Origin of the sequence: Paenibacillus sp. FSL H8-0315, from assembly GCF_038005365.1 — a bacterium.
Lineage (GTDB): Bacteria > Bacillota > Bacilli > Paenibacillales > Paenibacillaceae > Paenibacillus_AQ > Paenibacillus_AQ odorifer.
The window spans coordinates 1,482,396-1,502,288 of record NZ_JBBOTA010000001.1 but is presented as its reverse complement, the minus strand read 5'-3'; the positions used below and the strand labels follow the sequence as shown (position 1 = coordinate 1,502,288).

The 19,893-nt window shown below is 42.8% G+C and carries 20 protein-coding genes; 14 read left to right on the top strand and 6 right to left on the bottom strand.

Annotated features, from left to right (window positions below; translation table 11 throughout):
• The first annotated feature begins 206 nt into the window (after positions 1–206).
• From MHB56_RS06590 to MHB56_RS06570, 5 genes are all read left to right on the top strand, one after another.
• Complete coding sequence (locus MHB56_RS06590; RefSeq protein WP_340010914.1) at positions 207–872, top strand: amino acid ABC transporter permease; 666 nt, start codon at positions 207–209, stop codon at positions 870–872.
• Positions 853–1,530 (top strand): amino acid ABC transporter permease, encoded by a 678-nt coding sequence (locus tag MHB56_RS06585; RefSeq protein WP_076130269.1) that lies wholly within the window; start codon positions 853–855, stop codon positions 1,528–1,530. Before MHB56_RS06590 ends, MHB56_RS06585 begins: the two co-directional genes overlap by 20 nt.
• 22 nt (positions 1,531–1,552) lie before the next feature.
• The gene (locus MHB56_RS06580) at positions 1,553–2,308 is read left to right on the top strand and encodes an amino acid ABC transporter ATP-binding protein (RefSeq protein ID WP_076130268.1); all 756 of its coding nucleotides are present in this window, start codon (positions 1,553–1,555) and stop codon (positions 2,306–2,308) included.
• A 19-nt stretch (positions 2,309–2,327) separates the two neighbouring features.
• A complete protein-coding gene (locus MHB56_RS06575) occupies positions 2,328–3,203 on the top strand; it encodes a cysteine ABC transporter substrate-binding protein (protein ID WP_341143402.1) in 876 nt (291 codons plus the stop codon).
• 120 nt (positions 3,204–3,323) lie between these two features.
• Positions 3,324–3,635, top strand: a complete 312-nt coding sequence (locus tag MHB56_RS06570) for a hypothetical protein (protein ID WP_076279284.1) — start codon at positions 3,324–3,326, stop codon at positions 3,633–3,635.
• 85 nt (positions 3,636–3,720) lie between these two features.
• On the opposite strand, the gene MHB56_RS06565 is transcribed toward MHB56_RS06570, so the two are convergent.
• On the bottom strand, positions 3,721–3,933 hold the full coding sequence (locus MHB56_RS06565; protein WP_038572647.1) for a hypothetical protein: 213 nt from the start codon (positions 3,931–3,933) through the stop codon (positions 3,721–3,723).
• A 245-nt stretch (positions 3,934–4,178) separates the two neighbouring features.
• Positions 4,179–5,624 (bottom strand): hypothetical protein, encoded by a 1,446-nt coding sequence (locus MHB56_RS06560; protein ID WP_340010907.1) that lies wholly within the window; start codon positions 5,622–5,624, stop codon positions 4,179–4,181.
• 85 nt (positions 5,625–5,709) lie between these two features.
• Here MHB56_RS06560 and MHB56_RS06555 point away from each other — a divergent pair, with 85 nt between their 5' ends.
• From MHB56_RS06555 to MHB56_RS06535, 5 genes are all read left to right on the top strand, one after another.
• The gene (locus MHB56_RS06555; protein WP_341143401.1) at positions 5,710–6,321 is read left to right on the top strand and encodes a DedA family protein; all 612 of its coding nucleotides are present in this window, start codon (positions 5,710–5,712) and stop codon (positions 6,319–6,321) included.
• A 160-nt stretch (positions 6,322–6,481) separates the two neighbouring features.
• Positions 6,482–6,835, top strand: a complete 354-nt coding sequence (locus MHB56_RS06550; protein WP_076310136.1) for a VOC family protein — start codon at positions 6,482–6,484, stop codon at positions 6,833–6,835.
• A gap of 202 nt (positions 6,836–7,037) precedes the next feature.
• Positions 7,038–9,206 carry a serine hydrolase domain-containing protein gene (locus MHB56_RS06545; protein ID WP_081387971.1) on the top strand — a complete coding sequence of 723 codons (2,169 nt, stop codon included), beginning with the start codon at positions 7,038–7,040 and terminating at the stop codon, positions 9,204–9,206.
• A 307-nt stretch (positions 9,207–9,513) separates the two neighbouring features.
• Positions 9,514–10,659 (top strand): hypothetical protein, encoded by a 1,146-nt coding sequence (locus MHB56_RS06540; RefSeq protein WP_076310133.1) that lies wholly within the window; start codon positions 9,514–9,516, stop codon positions 10,657–10,659.
• Between the two features lie 348 nt (positions 10,660–11,007).
• Entirely contained in the window at positions 11,008–11,337 is a 330-nt protein-coding gene (locus MHB56_RS06535; RefSeq protein ID WP_218640442.1) for a DUF6678 family protein, read from the top strand.
• Positions 11,338–11,440: 103 nt separating this feature from the next.
• Here MHB56_RS06535 and MHB56_RS06530 read toward each other — a convergent pair whose 3' ends face one another.
• The 3 genes from MHB56_RS06530 to MHB56_RS06520 all read right to left on the bottom strand — a co-directional run bounded on the left by MHB56_RS06530 (position 11,441) and on the right by MHB56_RS06520 (position 13,348).
• Positions 11,441–11,917 carry a hypothetical protein gene (locus tag MHB56_RS06530; protein ID WP_341143400.1) on the bottom strand — a complete coding sequence of 159 codons (477 nt, stop codon included), beginning with the start codon at positions 11,915–11,917 and terminating at the stop codon, positions 11,441–11,443.
• A gap of 82 nt (positions 11,918–11,999) precedes the next feature.
• On the bottom strand, positions 12,000–12,407 hold the full coding sequence (locus MHB56_RS06525; protein WP_076130260.1) for a VOC family protein: 408 nt from the start codon (positions 12,405–12,407) through the stop codon (positions 12,000–12,002).
• A gap of 80 nt (positions 12,408–12,487) precedes the next feature.
• Positions 12,488–13,348, bottom strand: a complete 861-nt coding sequence (locus tag MHB56_RS06520) for a LysR family transcriptional regulator (protein WP_254847659.1) — start codon at positions 13,346–13,348, stop codon at positions 12,488–12,490.
• 180 nt (positions 13,349–13,528) lie between these two features.
• Here MHB56_RS06520 and MHB56_RS06515 point away from each other — a divergent pair, with 180 nt between their 5' ends.
• On the top strand, positions 13,529–14,722 hold the full coding sequence (locus MHB56_RS06515) for an MFS transporter (RefSeq protein WP_341143399.1): 1,194 nt from the start codon (positions 13,529–13,531) through the stop codon (positions 14,720–14,722).
• Positions 14,723–14,752: 30 nt separating this feature from the next.
• On the opposite strand, the gene MHB56_RS06510 is transcribed toward MHB56_RS06515, so the two are convergent.
• Positions 14,753–15,496, bottom strand: coding sequence for a MerR family transcriptional regulator (locus MHB56_RS06510; protein WP_340394392.1), 744 nt, complete (start codon positions 15,494–15,496; stop codon positions 14,753–14,755).
• 92 nt (positions 15,497–15,588) lie between these two features.
• Here MHB56_RS06510 and MHB56_RS06505 point away from each other — a divergent pair, with 92 nt between their 5' ends.
• The 3 genes from MHB56_RS06505 (at position 15,589) to MHB56_RS06495 (ending at position 18,759) form a co-directional block, all read left to right on the top strand.
• Complete coding sequence (locus tag MHB56_RS06505) at positions 15,589–16,290, top strand: CPBP family intramembrane glutamic endopeptidase (RefSeq protein ID WP_340394390.1); 702 nt, start codon at positions 15,589–15,591, stop codon at positions 16,288–16,290.
• 318 nt (positions 16,291–16,608) lie between these two features.
• Complete coding sequence (locus MHB56_RS06500) at positions 16,609–17,532, top strand: helix-turn-helix transcriptional regulator (protein WP_076218443.1); 924 nt, start codon at positions 16,609–16,611, stop codon at positions 17,530–17,532.
• A 249-nt stretch (positions 17,533–17,781) separates the two neighbouring features.
• The gene (locus MHB56_RS06495; RefSeq protein WP_341143398.1) at positions 17,782–18,759 is read left to right on the top strand and encodes a phosphotransferase; all 978 of its coding nucleotides are present in this window, start codon (positions 17,782–17,784) and stop codon (positions 18,757–18,759) included.
• Positions 18,760–19,893 lie beyond the last annotated feature (1,134 nt).

Sequence of the window (19,893 nt, the reverse complement as noted above, 5' to 3'; positions counted from 1 at the left end):
GTGGGGCAAGGTTTATCCTATAGGACAAAGAAACTGCTAAGACTAATCTCTTAGCGGTTTTTTTTTGTGGACTACTATACAAGAGTTTTAAAACGTAGTTATTTACTTGGAATAGTATGAATAAAATCATATCACCACGCGTAAGGTTTAATGTAAGATTTTGATAATTATTAGAAATTAAGAAAAGGGGATCGGGTTACTCAGATATGAATTTAGACTGGGAGTTTATCTACGAGAGTTTGCCGCTTTATGGTGAGGCGATGTGGCTGACAGTGAAGCTAGCGTTGTTAGCTATTGTATTCTCACTCCTTATTGGATTACTGTTCAGTATCGTCTTGTACTATAAGGTCAAAATCGTCAGTGATGTTATTAAGATCTACATTGAGCTTTCACGGAACACCCCTTTACTTGTGCAGCTCTTTTTTCTTTACTATGGCTTACCTAAGATCGGAATTCACTTTAGTGAAATGACCTGTGCGATTGTAGGCATGACATTTTTGGGCGGGAGCTATATGACGGAGGCTTTTCGAAGTGGGTTCGAGGCAGTTAGCCAAACGCAGATTGAATCAGGTCAGAGCATTGGACTGTCTAAGCTGCAGCTGGTCAGATATGTTATTTTTCCCCAAGCCTTTGCGATAAGTATTCCTTCTTTAGGGGCAAATGCGATCTTTCTGCTGAAGGAGACCTCTATTGTAGGTGCCATTGCTTTAATGGATTTGATGAATGTGGCAAAAGACTTGATCGGCATGCATTACAAAACAGCGGAGTCTCTGCTCCTTCTGGTACTCGCCTATTTGGTGTTAGTCCTGCCCTTATCGCTTTTATTGACTTGGGTGGAAAGGAAGGTGAGATATGCAGAATTCGGGGATTGAGGTGCTTTTTGAAGGTTCTAATTTCGAACGATTATTAGGGGGCTTACTTGTAACGATTGAAATTTCATTTCTCTCTATTGGAATCGGTACGTTATTAGGGATCGTTATGGGATTGCTCCGGACGCTGGGATCGAGGCCATTAAGGTTTATATTACGTCTTTATTTGGAGACCTTTAGAATTATTCCGATTCTAGTGTGGCTGTATGTAGTACATTTCAGTTTCTCTCCATTACTTCATATCGATATCAGCGGGGAGGCTACCTCTATATTGGTGTTCAGCTTATGGGGAGCTGCGGAGATTGGGGATCTTGTTCGTGGAGCTTTGCAATCTATGCCAAAACATCAGGTGGAATCTGCTAGGGCGCTAGGTCTGAGCAGCAGTCAACTTTATCGGCATATTTTGATCCCGCAGGCTGTACGCAGAATGCTGCCGGGAATGATTAATCTTGCCACACGAATGATCAAGACAACATCACTGGTGGTGCTGATTGGAGTGATTGAGGTGGTAAAGATCGGGCAGCAGATCATTGAACTCGGCGTGATAAAAGCGCCCACCGCTTCATTCTGGGTATACGGCTTTATCTTTATATTATATTTTTCTGTATGTTTTCCGTTATCCAGACTTTCGAAAAAAGTTGAAAGCAGATGGCAAAATTAAGGCTTAGGAAGGAACGGTTGTAATGGCAGATTCCGGAGAACTCCTGCTGGAGGTTACACAATTACACAAATATTTTGGAGAGCGAAAGGTTCTGGACAGCATTGAATTGCAGGTCGAAAAAGGAGAAGTAATCGTTATTCTCGGTCCCTCTGGCTGTGGAAAAAGTACGTTCCTGCGTTGTCTTAACGGTTTGGAACCGGTTCAGGAAGGGGCGATACAATATCGTGGGCAGAACCTCGCGGGGGCTGCTGTAGATTGGCGTGAAGTTAGGCAGCATATCGGAATGGTCTTTCAAAATTATGAGTTATTCCCGCATATGACGGTTATGGATAACATTCTTCTAGGCCCTCTGAAAGTACAAAAGAGAGAGCTTAAAGAAGCAACGCAGCAAGCGGAACAGCTCTTAGAGCGGGTTGGGCTGCTTGAGCGTAAACTGGACTATCCACGCCAGCTTTCCGGTGGACAAAAGCAGAGAATAGCTATAGTAAGAGCTTTATGTATGAATCCGGAGATTATGTTATTTGATGAAGTGACAGCATCCTTGGATCCGGAAATGGTTCGGGAAGTGCTTGATGTGATCTTAGGGCTTGCTCAGCAAGGAATGACGATGATCATCGTGACTCATGAAATGGGGTTTGCCAAATCGGTTGGGGATCGGATCGTGTTTATGGATCAAGGCAAGATATGTGAGATCGCTGCCCCGCAACAATTTTTTACCCACCCTGCGACAGAACGTGCCCAGCATTTTCTGGATATATTTCAGTACGAAAAATTATAGAAATAGGAGAGGAAGAGAAATGAAGAAAAGTTTGAAATGGCTAACGATGCTGGTAGGTGTAAGTATATTATTGATGGGATTGGCTGCTTGCGGAAATAGTTCGGATAACAACGGAAACTCAGTATCTTCTAAATTCACTTCTATTGAACAGCTAAAGAAGAAAGGGAAGATTAAGATCGGCGTATTTGCAGACAAACCACCTTTTGGTTATGTGGACGCTGAGGGTAAAAACCAAGGATTTGATGTGTATATTGCCAAACGCTTTGCCAAGGATCTGCTAGGGGATGACTCGAAGGTTGAATTTGTGTTAGTTGATGCTGCCAGCCGCGTGGCTTATCTTGAATCCGGTAAGGTTGATATCATTATGGCTAACTTTACGGTCACCGAGGAAAGAAAAGAAAAAGTGGATTTTGCTAATGCGTACATGAAATTATCCTTTGGGATCGTATCCCCAGACAGTGCTCCAATCACTTCCATTGATCAATTAAAAGGGAACAAGCAAAAGCTCATTGTAGCTAAAGGTACGACAGCGGAAACCTATTTTACCAAAGAATATCCGGATATTGAATTGCTCAAATTCGATCAGTACACCGAGATTTTTGCAGCGCTTAAAGATGGTCGGGGGGCGGCAATCGCTAACGATAATACAGAACTCATTGCTTGGGCTAAATCAAATCCTGGATTTACGGTCAGCATTCCTGCTTTCGGGGGTCAGGATACAATAGCTCCAGCAGTGGCAAAGGGGAATAAGGAATTGCTGGACTGGATTAATACAGAACTTGATACCCTTGGTAAAGAACAATTTATCCATCAAGCCTACAAAGAAACCTTAAATGAAATTTACGGTGAAGGATATACTGATGAGCTTGTCGTTGAAGGCGGGAAAATCCAGTAACGGATTGGGAATAACATTGCGGGGGCATCTGAGAAGATGCCTTTTCTACAGATAGACTATTGCAATTTCTATAATGCCGAGTATAATACTGGGTATACACAGAATAAGGAGTCGGTGAAAATGTCTGTCGATGATTATCTGGATCTTCTAAACTACGCCAAAGCAATTAACGATGGACAGTGGCAAGCTGACATCATAGATCGTTTGAATAAGCTGAGTAAGAATTCTCATGCTGAGACAACAGAACAAAGTGTGAACGAGCTGTGGATTCAATTCGACGATATAAATGCAATATTAATGGATTTATTTAATAAGCTGAGGGAAAGTGCGGATCCAGTAGAGCAGTATCGGTGGAAAGAGAAAATCTGGGAGTTAAAGCAGGAACGGATTAATCTATCGAAGAAGATTCAGAGTAGATATATCAGGATATAATTTAAGCTCACATTGTAATAATAAATAGAAAATAAAAAAAGGCATGCAGTTAGTCTGCTCTGCCAAACTTACGATGGTCTATAGGCTACTTAGACATTTGCATTCCTTCGCGCATCATTGTCATACACATAGTCATCATTTCATCGCAGTCCTGCATTTTTTTCATCATCATATCCATGTTCATATCCATCATGCCCATTTCAGACATTTTTTCCATGCCCATCTTCATACAGTTCATCTTAGACATCATATCATCCATACACATGTTCATCATCATTTCCATACACATCTTGTCCATTTTTAATTCCTCCCTTCTTTTAAATTACCTTTCTTCCATAAAATACTATACAATTTAGGAACAATCAACGCTAGATTTGATATTTTACTAACTTATTTTTCTTATTTGTCGTAATTATGTATATCCTTACCATGCGGATGTTATTAATCAGAATACTTATTTGCGGATCGGTGACTATAGGCTAGATTGCCTCAGGTCAGCGTTTTTTTGCGTTCTACAGAGTGAGGAATTAATGTGCCGGATCATTACTCTGGGATAAACGAGAAGACACTGCCATAGGTCCCCGTAAATACGGGCTGACCGAATTTTTGTGTCCATTCCTTGAGTAGTTTATATGAGACCTTTTTGCTCGTAATTACATAATCGGGCTGATCGTATTTAACGATCTCGGGAAGGTATTCAGAGAATCCGTGCATCGAGCGTTCAAAAGCAGTCCAACCCAATACGCCAAGAGAATCTTTTGTCACGAAGGGATCTTGTCTGCCATCACATAACACATCTCCCCCTCGAAACATGACATAGCCGGATGAACCGTAGTGGGCGAGAACTTTGGGACGTGTACCTTCAGATGTATGCTGTAGAATATAGTCCATTTCATCGACAGGATATTTTTTGGCGTCAATAACTGGTGGTACAAGGAATAGATAAGCAATGTTTAGCAGCAGGCCAACTGCCAGTAACCCTCGTAATGTACTTTGTCGGACTAGAATACCTGTTTTGGTGAATTCAGGAAGCGCATCAAAAAATACAGCCGCAAAATAGGGGATGAACAGCCACATAAACAGGTTTTGCTTGAAGTTTGATACACCGAGGTATAGAATCCCAAGCATAAGAAAAAAACGGAACGGTTTACGCTGGAGTGCAAAAGGAAGTGTGCAGGCAAAGAACAAAAGCAATAGTAAGATGGGCAAATTCTCCAAGCTATTGAACCGAATCGGCTGCCATTCATTGATCAGCAGGTTAAAGTTTTTCTTCGTAACTGTCAAAATAAACAAGAGACTTTTTACGCCGCCTGGATTTAGAATGCCAACGAACCAGACGAGACTGAAGACTATGATTTTACGCCCATTCAGCGTTTTTTGGATCAAGGATTCAAGCAGAGCCATCCCTGTAAATACAGCAATTACAAGCCATACTCCTGCATGAAAATTGGCAATGGCAATAGAAAGAGCAATCATCGCAGCGGCATATTTCTTTTGAGAACTCATTTGATATTCACGTAAATATACGAAAAACCAGACAATCATAAACGAAGAGATCATCTGTGGACGGCCTTTGAAATAATTATAATAAATCCAGCAAGAAATTAGCAGCACAAAAGGGAGCAGGAGAACATGGTCTTCTTGAAGTCCCAGTTCTTTGCGTGAAACCTTACCCAGCCGAAGCAATCCGAGCACTAAAAAGAACAAGCATACAGCGGTCAAAATATACACACCCGGCCATCCAAAAGCTGCATAAAGCGGGGCAACGAGCAGTTGGAATCCGAATTCATGAGGGACGTAGGGCAGCTTATCTCCGTAAAAAGTATGTATGGCATGATGTAGAACTTGTCCGTGCCCGATCATATATTGTCCTAGCTCTATATGCCAGAAGGTATCGGGATCATTGTAAGAAAATTTAGGGAACATCAGCAAGATAGCGGCTATAACGAATATGCCATACAAAAATTTGTGTATATTGAATTTCATCATTATTTTGTTTTCCCCCCGTTTTTTGTTCAATTATAACGAGACTTTCTTAAGGAATAGTAAAATTTATGAAGCGGAGTGAACACTCATGCATCAACTATTTACGTGGATATCTGAATCCGCGCTTCATCTTGTTAATTCTATGGGTATTTGGGGCATATGGTTAGGGATGATTCTAGAGAGTGCCTGTATCCCCATTCCCAGTGAAGTGATTATGCTCAGCGGTGGCTGGCTGATTGCGCAAGGCTCGCTTACTTTTATGGAAGTTGCTGTCGCTGGGATATTCGGAAACCTACTGGGTTCCATCATTGCCTACTATATTGGTAAGGCAGGTGGACGCCGGTTATTAGAGAAATACGGAAAATATATTCTCTTGAATGAGCATCATTTGGAGCAATCGGAGCGTTGGTTCGAGCGTTATGGCGAGAGTACCGTATTTTTTACTCGTATGTTGCCCTTTATTCGTACTTTTATCTCATTGCCCGCAGGGGTTGGTGGAATGAAAGCTTGGAGATTCATAACATTTACAGCACTCGGCTGTACCCCGTGGAACTTAGCTTTGATCTATCTGGGATACCGCTTAGGTGACAACTGGGGTATCGTTGAGCAATTTATTCGCCCAATCAGTTATACCATTTGCGGAATCGTGGTGCTTCTTGTGTTGAGGTGGTTAGTACGGAGATTTCGTAACCAGACTTAATGCCAGCTCTTCGGGTGTTTTCTGGTGTTTTCTGCTCGGTGAGCCTCCGCAGCTAAATATGGATAAATAAAGGTCAGGAACGTCGAGGCTAGAATTAACTGTTATATGTTGAATGCATTCTATATTCAAGGATAATCTATTTCTGTCTGGGAGGTTTGAAATGAAGGTCAAACGAATCGTCGCCAATATAAACACGAAGGATATCGCGGCAGCTAAATGCTTCTACGAGGATGTGCTCGGTCTTGATTTAATGATGGATCATGGTTGGATTAGAACTTATGGTTTAGACGAGGAGATGAGCATTCAGATTAGTTTTGCCTCACAGGGTGGCTCAGAAACGCCTACGCCTGATCTATCAATTGAAGTCGATGATGTCGATGCTACATTTGAAAGCATGAAGAAAGCTGGATTTCCGATAGAATATGGGCTTATTGATGAGCCTTGGGGTGTTCGGCGATTCTATGTCCGCGATCCGTTTGGCAAACTTATCAACATCCTTGAGCATAGACATTAGAAAAGTGGCCATGGCATGCAGAAATCTTGATTGTTAAACTATCGAATAGCGATAGCTAAATGATGACATAAGGCAGCCGGTCAGTGGATCGGCTGCCTTTATTCAATTAACGGGCAGTTTTGCGTAAATACTAATTTTTCATTAATATATAAATATACCAATTTAGTGTTATATCTACCAAAACTCCGGAAGGGGAGTTCAAATGATGGAAAGTCGATGGATAATGCTAGCTGTGCTATGTCTGCTTCTGCTGTTAACCTCCTGCGACGACAACAAAGCGACAGAGACGCAGAACATAGCAATAGGACTGAATACGACTGAGGTGATCGAGTCAAGTGCTGCTCCGATAACCGTGTCAACGATTGAAGTGGACTCGCCTTCTTACGAAGCTGGGCTCACCTACGAATTAACCATGAAAGCTGCAAATGAGAAAGCCGATCTCCTTACGAAAGGTTACGATACTAACAGTGTACAGTACGCCCTTATCGATCATGGCAACATTGTTGTATCTGGCCAATCCGGCAGAAATGATGAGCAGGGACAGAAGACGCTCACGAAAGACACGATGTATGGGATCGCCTCGACGAGTAAAATGTTTACCACGGTTGCCGTTATGCAGTTGGTCGATCAAGGGAAAATCGATCTTGATACGCCGGTTGTCCATTATATCCCCGAGTTTACGATGAAGGATGCACGCTATAAGCAGATTACAGCGCGCATGCTGCTGAATCATTCTTCCGGTCTGAACGGATCATCGGTGATGAACGCCGATTTATTCGAAGATAACGACACCTATGCCCACGACACACTGCTGAAGCAACTGTCCGAGCAGACCTTGAAAGCAGACCCGGGCGCTTATTCGGTTTACTGCAATGACGGATTTACGCTGGCCGAGATTTTGGTCGAGCAGGTCAGCGGCATGGACTTTACCTCTTATATCCATCGATATATTACAGAACCTCTGGGTATGGCTAATACGGTGACGCCGCTCGATTCTCCGGACACGGCGAAGATGGCGGGACTCTATTATCATAACTATATAGGACAACTTCCCAACCAGACGATTAACATGATAGGGACTGGAGGTATCTATTCCACGGCAGAGGATTTGGCTCGATTTTCAACGATTTTCACGGGGGAAGCGGAAGAAGTCTTATCAGGTAGATCGGTTGCGGCCATGGCGCAAAACGAGTACAAGATGCCTTTGTGGCCTGACGATGCGGACAACTCAATCGAATACGGTCTAGGCTGGGACAGCGTCAATCTGTATCCGTTCAGCGAATACGGAATAAAGGCATTGACCAAAGGCGGGGACGTCACTCTCTATCACGCGTCACTCGTTGTGCTTCCAGAGCAGGAGATGGCGGTAGCTGTTGTCTCTTCCGGTGGGAGCGGCACGTACGACCAGCTTTTGGCGAACGAAATCCTACTTCAGGCGCTGAAGGAGAAAGGTATAATTGCTGAAATCAAGCCTGAGAAGTCTTACGGCGTGCCGGTAAAGGCTGATATGCCAGAATCCATGCTGCAGTATTCGGGAATCTATGGTACGTATATAGGAACGTTTAACATCGATATTAACGAAGGCGGCGTCATGTCCATTACTTCGGAGCAGCCATCTGATAACCCGGTACAGATCTACGAGTATTCCGCGGACGGCACGTTTAAGAGTGCGGATGGGAAAGTGATGATCAGCTTTGTGACGAATAAGAATGGCCGCACTTACTTATGGATTCGTCAATACGTTTCGGTGCCAGCTCTTGGGCAGACGGCTCTGTCAGAGTACAACGCGGAAAAGCTCCAGCCTCAAGATCTTTCGACAAAGACAAAAAAAGCATGGATGCAGCGCGACGGCAAGAAGTATTATCTGCTGAATGGGAAGTATACGTCGATTTCTTATTTGACATCGGTAACCATCAACTTGAATGTGTCGAAACAGTTGCCTGGATACGTGTTTGATAAGCGAATAACCGGCCCGAATACGGCCATCTCCGAATTGCAAATACCGGGAATGAGCGGGCGAGATCTTTTAGGTCTTACGTTCTTTACACAAGACGGCGTTGAGTACCTAAAGATGGGTGAAATCCTCTTAGTGAACGAGGATGCCGTGAAGCCTTTTAACTTCACTAAGATGTCAACCGTTACAATTCTGCCTGACGGATACGCCCAATGGTATGCGATAAGCGAAAAGGACAGGGGGAAGATCGTTAAGGTGAGCATGTCCCCGAACACTTCCTTCGCTGTTTATAATGCCAGGGGAAAATGCATCTACTTCAGTGTCATCGGTGGCAAGGATCAGGTCGAACTGCCCGCGGGAGGATCTATTGTTTTCGCCGGAGATGCTGGTACGAAGTTCGAGATTACCACTCAGTAACTTCGCAGTAGGCATTTCATAACGAGTCAAGATATAGTCCTGCCTATATGAAAGTAGATTCCCTAAGAAAAGTTGGATAAACTAAAAAGATACATAAAAAGTGCCTTGATTCATTCTAATAGGAAACAATAGCTTAATCTAAAACGAAGGTAGCTGGCCTATATGAACGGCTATCTTCCTTGCGCTAAAGGACACATTTTCCCTTAATCTATATAGAATTAAAGATGAGATAGCAGGAAATCTTGCATCAGCTAGGGAATACCAAATTATGGATTTATAAATGTACATGAAAGGTTGATCCTAGTTTATGAATGACCATAATCTCATCTTCGTAGCAAAAGCGAAAATGATGCTTGTATACCCTTTGCTGCTTGCCCTGATCGTTATATTTGTGGTCAGTAGCCTTACTGCCTGCGATAATTCCACCGCAGGCAAGACAGCAAGTAAATCTGCGCAGCCGACTATAGTGACACCTGTGGTAGCGCAAGCATCAGGCAGCATTTATCTGTACGGTGAAGCACACGGCGTAGCCAAGATATTGGACAAGGAATATAAATTGTGGTCTCAATACTACCATAACGAGGGCATGAGACACTTATTCGTCGAGCTGCCCTATTTTACCGCCGAATACTTGAATCTATGGATGCAGTCGGACAATGATGATATTTTAGAGGAGATTTATGATGATTGGGAACGGACACGTAGTCACAACCCTGATGTCAAAGAGTTCTACAAAAAAATAAAGAGCGAGTGTCCGGAGACGATTTTCCACGGCACAGACATCGGGCATCAATATGAAACTACCGGGAGCCGCTATTTATCTTATCTTGTGGCAAACGATCTGGGAGAATCGGAGAAGTATACTTTAACAATGGAAGCGATCCGGCAAGGCCGTGTTTTTTACAGCAAAGAAGACGGCGTATATCGGGAAGACACGATGACGGAAAACTTTATTCGCGAATTTGAGAAGTTGGGCAATGAGAGCGTTATGGGCATTTACGGCTCAGCGCATACCGGGCTTGATGAAATGGACTATAAGACCCAATCCATCCCTTGTATGGGCAATCAATTACAGGAGCATTATGGCGATAACATTTATTCTGAGAACCTAAGTTGGATTGCTAAAGATATTGAGCCATCCAGAGTAGATTACATCTCCTTACAGGGCAAGGAATATGCAGCATCTTATTTTGGTAAGCAGGATTTGAACGGGTTCAAGGATTACGCCTATCGAGAATTTTGGCGATTGGAGGACGCCTATGAAGATATCCAAGACCTTCCACTGGTGGACAATTATCTTCCTTACGATAACTATCTGATGCCGATAGAAGTAGGCCAGGTCTTTGTGGTCAAAAGCACCAAAACAGACGGTTCAGTGCAAAGAGATTACTATCTGTCTAGCGGCCAAGTTGTGGAGGGTGTGAACTCAACACAACAATTCACAGCAGAGTGACGATCAGTAATATGATGATTATCTCAAGTACAACACGCTTGCTCATGCATCGGGCGTTCATAAAAGCTAATTGGGAAAATTGTCACGTGCCGAAAATGAGTGCTCGGTTGATATAAGAGTGGCTCCAAAATTCACCGCTTCAACCAAAGTGGTGAACCGTAGGTATGGGTAAGTTTTTTACTGATTGCATTACGCTAACGGGACACGTTAGTTCAATAAACATGATAAGGCAGCCCGTCAGTCAATGCGATCAGCTGCCTTCATTCAACTACCGGGAAGTTTTGTACAAGAGAAAATGATGAAGTGGAATAAACACGTTCAGTACTGATGGATGAAAAAGGTGAATATATGGATTCAAATGAACTAAAACCTTTAATGAACAACACAAAATGGGAAGAAATAAGACAAGCAATGCTCAACTATGCCTTTCCAACCAAATGGAGGATTAAAGACATTGATACTGGCTATATCAGCCTTTGGGATGGAGATTGGTATTACCATTTTTCAGATGGTGGTTACAAATTTATTGAGTGGTTAGAAATTCATGCTGAAGATGACTCGATAAATGCTGATTTAATTCAAATCTTGAAAAAAATACATGTTCCAGGTGAAGTAACTACCGACTCCATCATAATTTATGGATATAACAAAACTAATGAATTCATTGATTATATATAATACGCTTCACCTCAATGCTTCCAAACACAAAGTACAGTTTGACCATTAAATGTATATCTGTATATAAAAGAAAAAACACTCCTGACAATGGAGTGTTTTATTATTATTCAAATTTATTTGAAGTCCATGTAGCAATTCCATTCATTGGACATGCAACAACTAGCCAGTTATCAGATTCTACTCCCACCTGCCAACATTCATACTTCTCATGAAAACCAATAACAAATAGTATGCTACCTGATTCAAAGCTTATAATTAAATGTGGAGTGCTGTCTCCCAATTGTATATCTATAATCTTTTCACGTCTCACCTTTATGATCTGACTGTATTTTTCTTCCTCAGAAAAATCTGAAATTTGGCTTTCATTACTAGGGTATTGAGAGGGAACTGAATCAAATATAGTCCACTTTGATTCAATGTTCAGGTACAGTTGACCAGCTAAATCATCGAAGCCTTCATACTTAGTTAAATAGACTTGAGTAGCACCACTTGATACTCCAAATCTAAGACCATCAATTTTTGCCCCAATACAAAGATGTTTAAGAACTCGTACAGCGAAGTCCCTATTTTCTTTATTCATTCCGTTCCCCAGCTCTTTTCATCCACGTATAAGCCCGAATCATTACACCATATCTTGGATTTGTTGGTGTTGGCGTTTCGCTTCAAATTTCGCGTTTTGGCATTTTGCTCTCATCCATGTACAGCAGATTCCAGCGGTGACCGTCCAGGTCGGCAAATCCTGCGCCGTACATCCAGCCGTCAGTCTCACTTGGCTTGCCAAAGATGTTTCCTCCAGCAGCCTCTACTTTTTGGACAAAGGCATCTACTTCTTCTCTGCTTTCAGCACCAATGGAGAAGATTACTTCAGCGCTATGGGAAGTATCTGCGGTTTTTGAACCAGTAAATTTCTCAAACGCCGCATCCGGGAACAGCAGAATTGTTGTTTGACCTATAACAAGCTTAGCCCTCTCGTTACCAACACTCACCGCTTGGAATCCAATCTCATTGAAAAAGGCAGTTGACCTCTCAACATCTTTGACTGGCAGGTTAATCCAAATCTCCTGTGACATGGCTGTAGCCTCCTAATATATTTTCATTCCTACTATACTCTACTTCTGGCAGCAGAAGCGATCTCTTTCGCATCTCACCTTTAGTTGAAATACTCGATAGTTTTCTCAATAAATGCCTTGGCCGATTTTGTCAGAAAACGGTCGGACCGATGAATGATCTCAAAGTGACGATATGGCGGATCGTCTGTAATTCGGATGCAGCGTAATGTTGGTTCATTCATTGCTTGGATCAAACGGTAAGGCAGCAATGTTCCTCCGACATTGGCTTTCACCAAGCTAATAATGGAAGTTGCCGAACTGGTCTCCATGATCGTATCTAAGCTGAATCCATATTTACGACAATAGCCATCAACTAATTCTCTGCCTGTAAATCCTTCGGGGAACATCACAGTTTGGATATTACGCAGTTCCTGGATTCCAATCGTGCTTCGTTCAGCCCAATCATGATTCTCAGAAACGACAAGTACATATTCTTCACTGCACAAGGGAATGCGTACAAGCCGATCATCTGGAGCAGAGGTGATCTCGATCCCGATGTCTACTTCATTATCTAGTACTTGATTCAAGACGTAGATCGAAGAGATAAGCTTCAGCTGCACCTTGGGGAATCGCGTATGAAAATTCACGAGCAATGGGGTGAGCCGATAGTCCAGATCGGAAGGGAGAACACCAATTACCAACCGACCTCGTTGATCATTGCGTAATTCAGCTAACGCATCCTGGGTATTCTGTAAATGCCGAATCATCTGTACACAGTGCTCCAAAAACAGATTTCCTGCTTGAGTCATCACAATCTTTTTGCCGACTCGGTCAAATAAGGGAACTCCGAGTTCATCCTCAAGTGCGCGTATTTGTTGACTCAACGTAGGCTGAGATATGCCAAGCTTCTCAGCTGCTCGTGTAAAATGAAGCTCCTCACACACAGCAATGAAGTTTTCCATCTGACGAATCTCCATATGAATGACCTCTAATCATTGGTTTTAGTAATCATTTTAATAGAAACAATAGTATTGTTCAATCATTCTAATGATTCTATACTTAATCGTGCCCTCCCAAAGATCTGTTATTAACAAAGGGTCATGGGAGAATGCAGCGATACTACTACCATGAGGTGATTCATAATGAAACTTTTTTATATCGTCTTGGCGCTTATCCTGGCTTCACTGAATTTACGACCACCCATTACATCCATTTCTCCTCTAATGAGCATCATTCAGAATGATCTGGGTATAAGCGGGATTACCGCCAGTTTGTTAACCACACTTCCGGTATTATGCATGGGCATATTTGCTCCGTTCTCTGTACGATTAAGCAGAAGGTGGGGAAATGAGGGCGCAATTGTTCTGGCTTTAATCCTCATTGGGTTAGGTACGGGATTACGATGGTTTGTTGGTACAACTCCTTTGATGATGTTCACTTCTTTTCTTTCCGGTGTAGGAATTGCATTGGCAGGGCCGCTGTTGTCCAGTTTCATTAAGCAGTACTTCCCTGACCGAGTGGCATCCATGGTGGGTATTTACTCTACAGCGATGGTGATGGGGGCCAGCATTAGTGTGGGACTATCGGTCCCGCTGCAGCATACGCTGGGTGGTTCGTGGAGAGGCTCGTTGGCTGTATGGGCATTACTCGCAGCTATTGCATTGCCGATTTGGTTAAGATTAGCCTGGTCTGCGCGCACAGATCGACAATCCGGTAAAATCTCGAGTGTACTTAATGCACCACTTCCGGTGAACAACAAACGTGCCTGGGTGCTGACATTATTCTTCGGGCTGATGGCAGCGATCTTCTATTCGTTGACCGCTTGGCTTGCGCCAGCAATCCAAAGCCAGGGGTATAGTCAAGAGACGGCCGGCAAAATCCAAACTTTATTTACCTTGATATCGCTGCCCTCTACTTTGTTCATTCCGATGCTTGTACATCGTTACCAAAGACGTGTATTCTGGCTTGTCGGGTGTGCAATATTAGAGTTGACGGGTGTCTTGATGCTGAACCTATCCGTTAGCCCCTGGCTCGCGGCGATTCCTCTCGGTATTGGGGCGGGTGGGCTGTTCCCGATTGCACTGATGTTGCCCATTGATGAAACAAGCAATGCTCAGGAAGCCAGTAGCTGGTCCGCAATGACCCAATCTGGTGGCTACATTCTCGGAGCGCTTGGGCCGCTAGCGATTGGCTGGCTCCACGATGCAACAGGTAGCTTCGTTCAAGCATTCTATGGTTTGGCTGTAATCATCGTGCTTCAGATTATCGTTCAAATGGCTATAGGAAATAAAAAAAGTTCTCCAGCGAGTTATGATAAACCGCGGCCTGGGGTATAAAGAAAAAATCTATCAATATGATGAAATCTCCTATTTCTGTGCCATCTCTTTTTCTAGAGCGTGAGCCATGCTAAGCTCCACAAAGTTCAGCGCTTCGTCGGATACGGGATATAGTCCTGACTCTGATGTAGGGAGCTTCCTCACTTCCCAAAACTTCTCCATCAATTCCTCGTCTCCATTAAAGGTTTCGTGTGATAGCTTTATTAACTCACAGGCAATGGAATAACCTTCATCAGATTCAGGTGGAACAGATTGCTGTATGCACCACTCAATCCGGCGCAGCAAAGAGGCATATTGCTGAGTAGTCTGGTCATTACTGCTGAGATTGGGTAGTGCATTTTGTAGAAAGGTACTTTCGGCATCGTTGAAGTAATCGATCCATTGTTTAGAAATGGGTTGTACGTTCTGTATCAGATGAGAAACCCGATCCCAGGAGAGTGTACCTTCTAGATCAATCATGTTGATCAAAGAAGTAGTATTTGCAATACTGCCCTGAAGAGAAGTTAGCTGCTCTTGAAGATGATTATGATGTGCGATTAGAATATGACGAAAAGATAGCTTGTCCATTACATTTTGAATGTCTTCAAGCGGTAGTGATAGTGATTTAAGCAACGTTATCTTTTCGAGAGTGAATAAATCTTCTTCTGAATAATAACGGCGGCCGTTATCTTCCTTATAACTCGGTGTAAGAAGACCGATCTGATCATAATAACGTAGGGTTCGAACGGAAATATTCCGCTGTTTGGATACTTGTCCTGTTGTCCATCTATTCATGTTCCTTCTTTCCTCCCGAAAATAATGCTTGCAGGTGACGTAACGTCACCTAATATCATTAAATTATATCACAGAGGATTGAGGGATTAAGGATGACCAGTACGGAAATGTGGAAGAAGATGGATCGGTGGACATGGCGTGAGTTTATTGCTTTACTTGCGCTTGAGTTTGTATTTGTTATATTCGTTATCAAATATGCGGTACAGTCAATGTATGAGCAATGGTTGGGAAATACTCTTTATTCAGGGACTCTTACAGGGCTTACCATAGCAATTGTACTTTTGTTAGGTTTATATTTTATTGCTTTACGACCGAAGAAAATGCCTTGGGCTGAGGTAGGAGTAAAGAGATTTTCTGTGAAAGATTGGTGGAGGATTGCGCTGTGGACACTTATTCTTATCGTATTCAGTGTGGTGACTCTCTATCTCACGAGTTTTCTTGGGAATTCGGTGGACAATAGTAAAACAGAGAGTCTGAAGCAAAATGTCACTCTATTTACTATAATTATTGGTATTGTGTCGGCAGGGATCGTATCACCATTTTATGAGGAGATATTTTACCGTGGATTTGTATATCGTTGGTTACGGACTCGTGTTAGTATGAGCTGGGCGATTGTGATTAGTTCGCTAATCTTTACGCTTGCACATTTTCCCACTATGAATGCCATGCCCGTGAATTTTATTAGTGGAGTTGTCCTTGCATGGACCTATGAACGTACGGGATCGGTCGTGCCTGGTATGATCGTTCACGGTGTGTTTAATACGATTGCCGTGTTGTTAACAGCGATGAGTTAGAGTGATGATTATATTATGTATAAACGTTGAGCGCTGATGAACCTCAGGATTTCTGAATTAATTGGACGAGAGAGCAACGTATTTAAGACTTCAGTACTGACCAAAGGCCTGGGGATAATTTAACTAGCGGGCAGGATAATGGAAATGAACTGTAGAAAAAAACCTATAAATGAAAGTGACAAAAGTGGAGAATTCTACCGACAGTTGAATAAAGCGCCTATGAAAATTCAACCACCGCTTGATAGGATTGCGTTTGAGGAAATGCTATGCTGTTTTCGACAGTGCGCACTGTACATTTTGTTTTATTGGAGGTATACAATGCTCGACTTGCGTAAAATTGGAGCTTATATTTCGAAGCTTCGCAAAGACCAGGATTTGACCCAATTGGAACTTGCCGATCAACTGAATGTAAGTCATCAAGCGGTATCGAAATGGGAACGGGGCGACTCGCTACCGGATATCGGAACGCTTCCGCAGTTTGCGAGGTTATTCGGCAAAACGGTAGACGACATTTTAAATGCAGGAGACAACTCAGAAAATCGGGAGCACCAGCACCTAGGAACGATCGTTGAGGAGATCGCAGAGAACAGGCCGGACCAAGTTGCAGAGATGGTCAATACCGGTGAGATGAAGGTGGAAGAGCTTGTAGAAGTAGCACCGTTTGTAAAAGCAAGCGCTCTGCATAAGGTTACAGAACGATTAGACAGCAGCGTCCTTAAGTTAGACGTGATCATGCGGCTGGCTCCGTTCCTTGGAACAGATACATTGGATGAACTGGTTCGTCAGGCAGAAGAGGGCGAAATTGTGTGGAATGCCATTACTGGACTCGCTCCATTCGTCAGCAGCGACACATTAAGCCGACTGGTAGATAAATCGATTGACGGTTCCTTAGAAGTGCACAATCTTGTTGGAATTGCCCCGTTTCTTGAAAGAGAACATGTAGATCGGTTGGTTCAACAAGCAGAAGAGGGTAGCTTGAGCTGGCATTTCGTTCAAGGGCTGGCACCCTTTATTAGCAGAGAAACGTTAAGCCGCTTGGTAGACCGGGTTGCAGATGGCACTATTGATGCGAACCGGATCATAAGCCTCGCACCTTTTCTGGACAGGGAAAATCTCGAGAAGTTAATTAGTGGAGTCGAAGCTGAACATCTTAGCCCAGATCTGCTGGCAAGCCTTGCTCCTTTCGTCGATCAAGGGACATTGAGTAGAATGGTGACAAACTTATTAAATAAAGTAAAGTAGACACGTATATCGGAGATTGGTGATGCATAGGCAATGGCGTTAAGCTAACGGGAAACGCTAGTTCCATAAACACGATAAAGGCAGCCCGTCAGTAAATGTGATCGGCTGCCTTTATTCAACTAACGGGCAAGTTACCTTAATAAACTAAGTGGTGGATAAAATATAAATATAAGAGTTCTCTCCCGAACTATTAGAAAAAGTCATGGTACGATGTCCTTATTCGGTTGTTTCAGGGGGAGTGAGGAGAACATGTTAAATACTCATGATGTTGCAATAGAAGCATTAACTTGTTATTCGATTACTTATCAATCAATAGCTCATATTGGCCAAAATGCAAACACCATCTATAAAGTGACAGATAAGGAAAGTAACTACTATAGTTTGCGGATACATCTATCAAAAAATGATTCGATGGAAAGTATTTGGTCTGAGGAAAAAGTCATTCATTCAGAAATGATTTGGCTGGAATCATTAATAAATGATACTGATCTGGTGTTACCGTCACCTATAAAAAATAACATTGGTGAATATGTTACTAAGATAGCTGACATGAACTGTACATTGGTAAAATGGGTAGAGGGTGAACAAAAACAATTTGTTCCAACAATCAATGATGCCGAGTGCGTAGGTGAATTGATCGGAAAGCTTCATAAACAATCATCTATTTGGAAGGTTCCGCAATCATTTACTAGACCATCCTTTGATAATACTAGAATTTCACAATCATTAGAAAAGCTCAAACAGCTTGCTGACGGTGGTGAGCTCAATAAAAATGATGTGGAAATTCTGCAATTGGCCGGTGAGCGTGCAATTTTAATGATGAACGATATAGAAAGAACACCTGGCAACTGGGGGATAATTCACGCAGACTTGATTCCAAGTAATTATGTGTTTCATAAACAAGAAGCTAGAGCCATTGATTTTGGAGCTTGCGGGTTCGGATATTATTTATTCGATTTAGGTTGGACACTTTCTTATATCCACCCAGCGTTCAGAAGCCAGTTGCTAGAATCATACGCCAAACAATTCGACCTGCCTCATAACTATGTTCAACAGTTAGAAGGCTTCTTTGTAGCTGCCCAACTCGAAACAATGAATTTTTGGCTTGGGTTGCCTGAATCTAATGAGTGGTTACCCAGTCACATTAGTAGATTAGCAAGTCGGGAATTTAAGTTATATGTAAATAAAAAAGAATTTCTTTTTAGTGGGACTCCTTACTGGGAATAGTTTGTTCTACTAACGGGAAACGTTGTCTCAAATCACGATCAGCCAGCTGCGCGATCAGCTGCCCTTTGCGCGATCTTGATCGTATCGGACCGTATTGCAGCTATTCCAGCATATGGGTTCATATTGCGAAGGTTTCGGACTGTATAGCTCTTATTGCCCTTGATTTGCGTAGAAAAGAAGTACATTTGAGCGAATAGCTGCAACTGAGTCCGATAGTGTGGCAAAACGAGCTGAATTGTGGAAATAAGAGCAACTGAGTCCGAACAGTTGGTGAAAAGAACGCCGCCTGCCAAATTTGCTCCTAAACGTGAACCCAGTGTTTAAACTAGCCGCCTATAGCTCAACCTAGCTACACCGTGCGCAGAATTAGCTACCTATAGCCCAACCTAGCTACTCCGTGCGCGGAATTAGCTACCTATAGCCCAACCTAGCTACTCCGTGCGCAGAATTTGTTACCTGTTGCTCAAACTAGCCGCCTATGTCTCGAAACTAGCTGCCTTTTGCGCGATCTTGATCGTATCGGACCGTATTGCAGCTATTTCAGCATATGGGTTCATATTGCGAAGGTTTCGGACTGTATAGCTCTTATTGCCCTTGATTTGCGTAGAAAAGAAGTACATTTGAGGGAATAGCTGCAACTGAGTCCGATAGTGTGGCAAAACGAGCTGAATTGTGGAAATAAGAGCAACTGAGTCCGAACAGTTGGTGAAAAGAACGCCGCCAGCCAAATTTGCTCCTAAACGTGCTACCAAGTGCTTAAACTAGCCGTCTATAGCTCAAGCTATCTACACCGTGCGCGGAATTAGCTACCTATAGCTCAACCTAGCTGCACCGTGCGCAGAATTAGCTAACTACAGCTCAAGCTATCTACACCGTGCGTGGAATTAGCTACCTATAGCTCAAGCTAGCTACTCCGTGCGATAATTGAAGGATGGGCAAAGGTGAAAACGTTTATTGGCTTATAACGCACCAATTAAACCTTGGAAAGAAGCTTAATATAAACAAGAAGGCAGCCGATCAACACGATCAGCTGCTTTTGTTCATCTAAGAGTAATTTCTCAAATAAATAAAAGCATCCTTGACTTTCCCCTGCACGGGAAACTGTATACTCACTTTATGTTATAGATTGGAGAT

Bases quoted from the DNA above. Each gene is read 5' to 3' on its own strand.
- MHB56_RS06590 (WP_340010914.1), top strand. From the start codon at position 207: ATGAATTTAGACTGGGAGTTTATCTACGAGAGTTTGCCGCTTTATGGT.
- MHB56_RS06585 (WP_076130269.1), top strand. From the start codon at position 853: ATGCAGAATTCGGGGATTGAGGTGCTTTTTGAAGGTTCTAATTTCGAA.
- MHB56_RS06580 (WP_076130268.1), top strand. From the start codon at position 1,553: ATGGCAGATTCCGGAGAACTCCTGCTGGAGGTTACACAATTACACAAA.
- MHB56_RS06575 (WP_341143402.1), top strand. From the start codon at position 2,328: ATGAAGAAAAGTTTGAAATGGCTAACGATGCTGGTAGGTGTAAGTATA.
- MHB56_RS06570 (WP_076279284.1), top strand. From the start codon at position 3,324: ATGTCTGTCGATGATTATCTGGATCTTCTAAACTACGCCAAAGCAATT.
- MHB56_RS06565 (WP_038572647.1), bottom strand. From the start codon at position 3,933: ATGGACAAGATGTGTATGGAAATGATGATGAACATGTGTATGGATGAT.
- MHB56_RS06560 (WP_340010907.1), bottom strand. From the start codon at position 5,624: ATGATGAAATTCAATATACACAAATTTTTGTATGGCATATTCGTTATA.
- MHB56_RS06555 (WP_341143401.1), top strand. From the start codon at position 5,710: ATGCATCAACTATTTACGTGGATATCTGAATCCGCGCTTCATCTTGTT.
- MHB56_RS06550 (WP_076310136.1), top strand. From the start codon at position 6,482: ATGAAGGTCAAACGAATCGTCGCCAATATAAACACGAAGGATATCGCG.
- MHB56_RS06545 (WP_081387971.1), top strand. From the start codon at position 7,038: ATGATGGAAAGTCGATGGATAATGCTAGCTGTGCTATGTCTGCTTCTG.
- MHB56_RS06540 (WP_076310133.1), top strand. From the start codon at position 9,514: ATGAATGACCATAATCTCATCTTCGTAGCAAAAGCGAAAATGATGCTT.
- MHB56_RS06535 (WP_218640442.1), top strand. From the start codon at position 11,008: ATGGATTCAAATGAACTAAAACCTTTAATGAACAACACAAAATGGGAA.
- MHB56_RS06530 (WP_341143400.1), bottom strand. From the start codon at position 11,917: ATGAATAAAGAAAATAGGGACTTCGCTGTACGAGTTCTTAAACATCTT.
- MHB56_RS06525 (WP_076130260.1), bottom strand. From the start codon at position 12,407: ATGTCACAGGAGATTTGGATTAACCTGCCAGTCAAAGATGTTGAGAGG.
- MHB56_RS06520 (WP_254847659.1), bottom strand. From the start codon at position 13,348: ATGGAAAACTTCATTGCTGTGTGTGAGGAGCTTCATTTTACACGAGCA.
- MHB56_RS06515 (WP_341143399.1), top strand. From the start codon at position 13,529: ATGAAACTTTTTTATATCGTCTTGGCGCTTATCCTGGCTTCACTGAAT.
- MHB56_RS06510 (WP_340394392.1), bottom strand. From the start codon at position 15,496: ATGAATAGATGGACAACAGGACAAGTATCCAAACAGCGGAATATTTCC.
- MHB56_RS06505 (WP_340394390.1), top strand. From the start codon at position 15,589: ATGACCAGTACGGAAATGTGGAAGAAGATGGATCGGTGGACATGGCGT.
- MHB56_RS06500 (WP_076218443.1), top strand. From the start codon at position 16,609: ATGCTCGACTTGCGTAAAATTGGAGCTTATATTTCGAAGCTTCGCAAA.
- MHB56_RS06495 (WP_341143398.1), top strand. From the start codon at position 17,782: ATGTTAAATACTCATGATGTTGCAATAGAAGCATTAACTTGTTATTCG.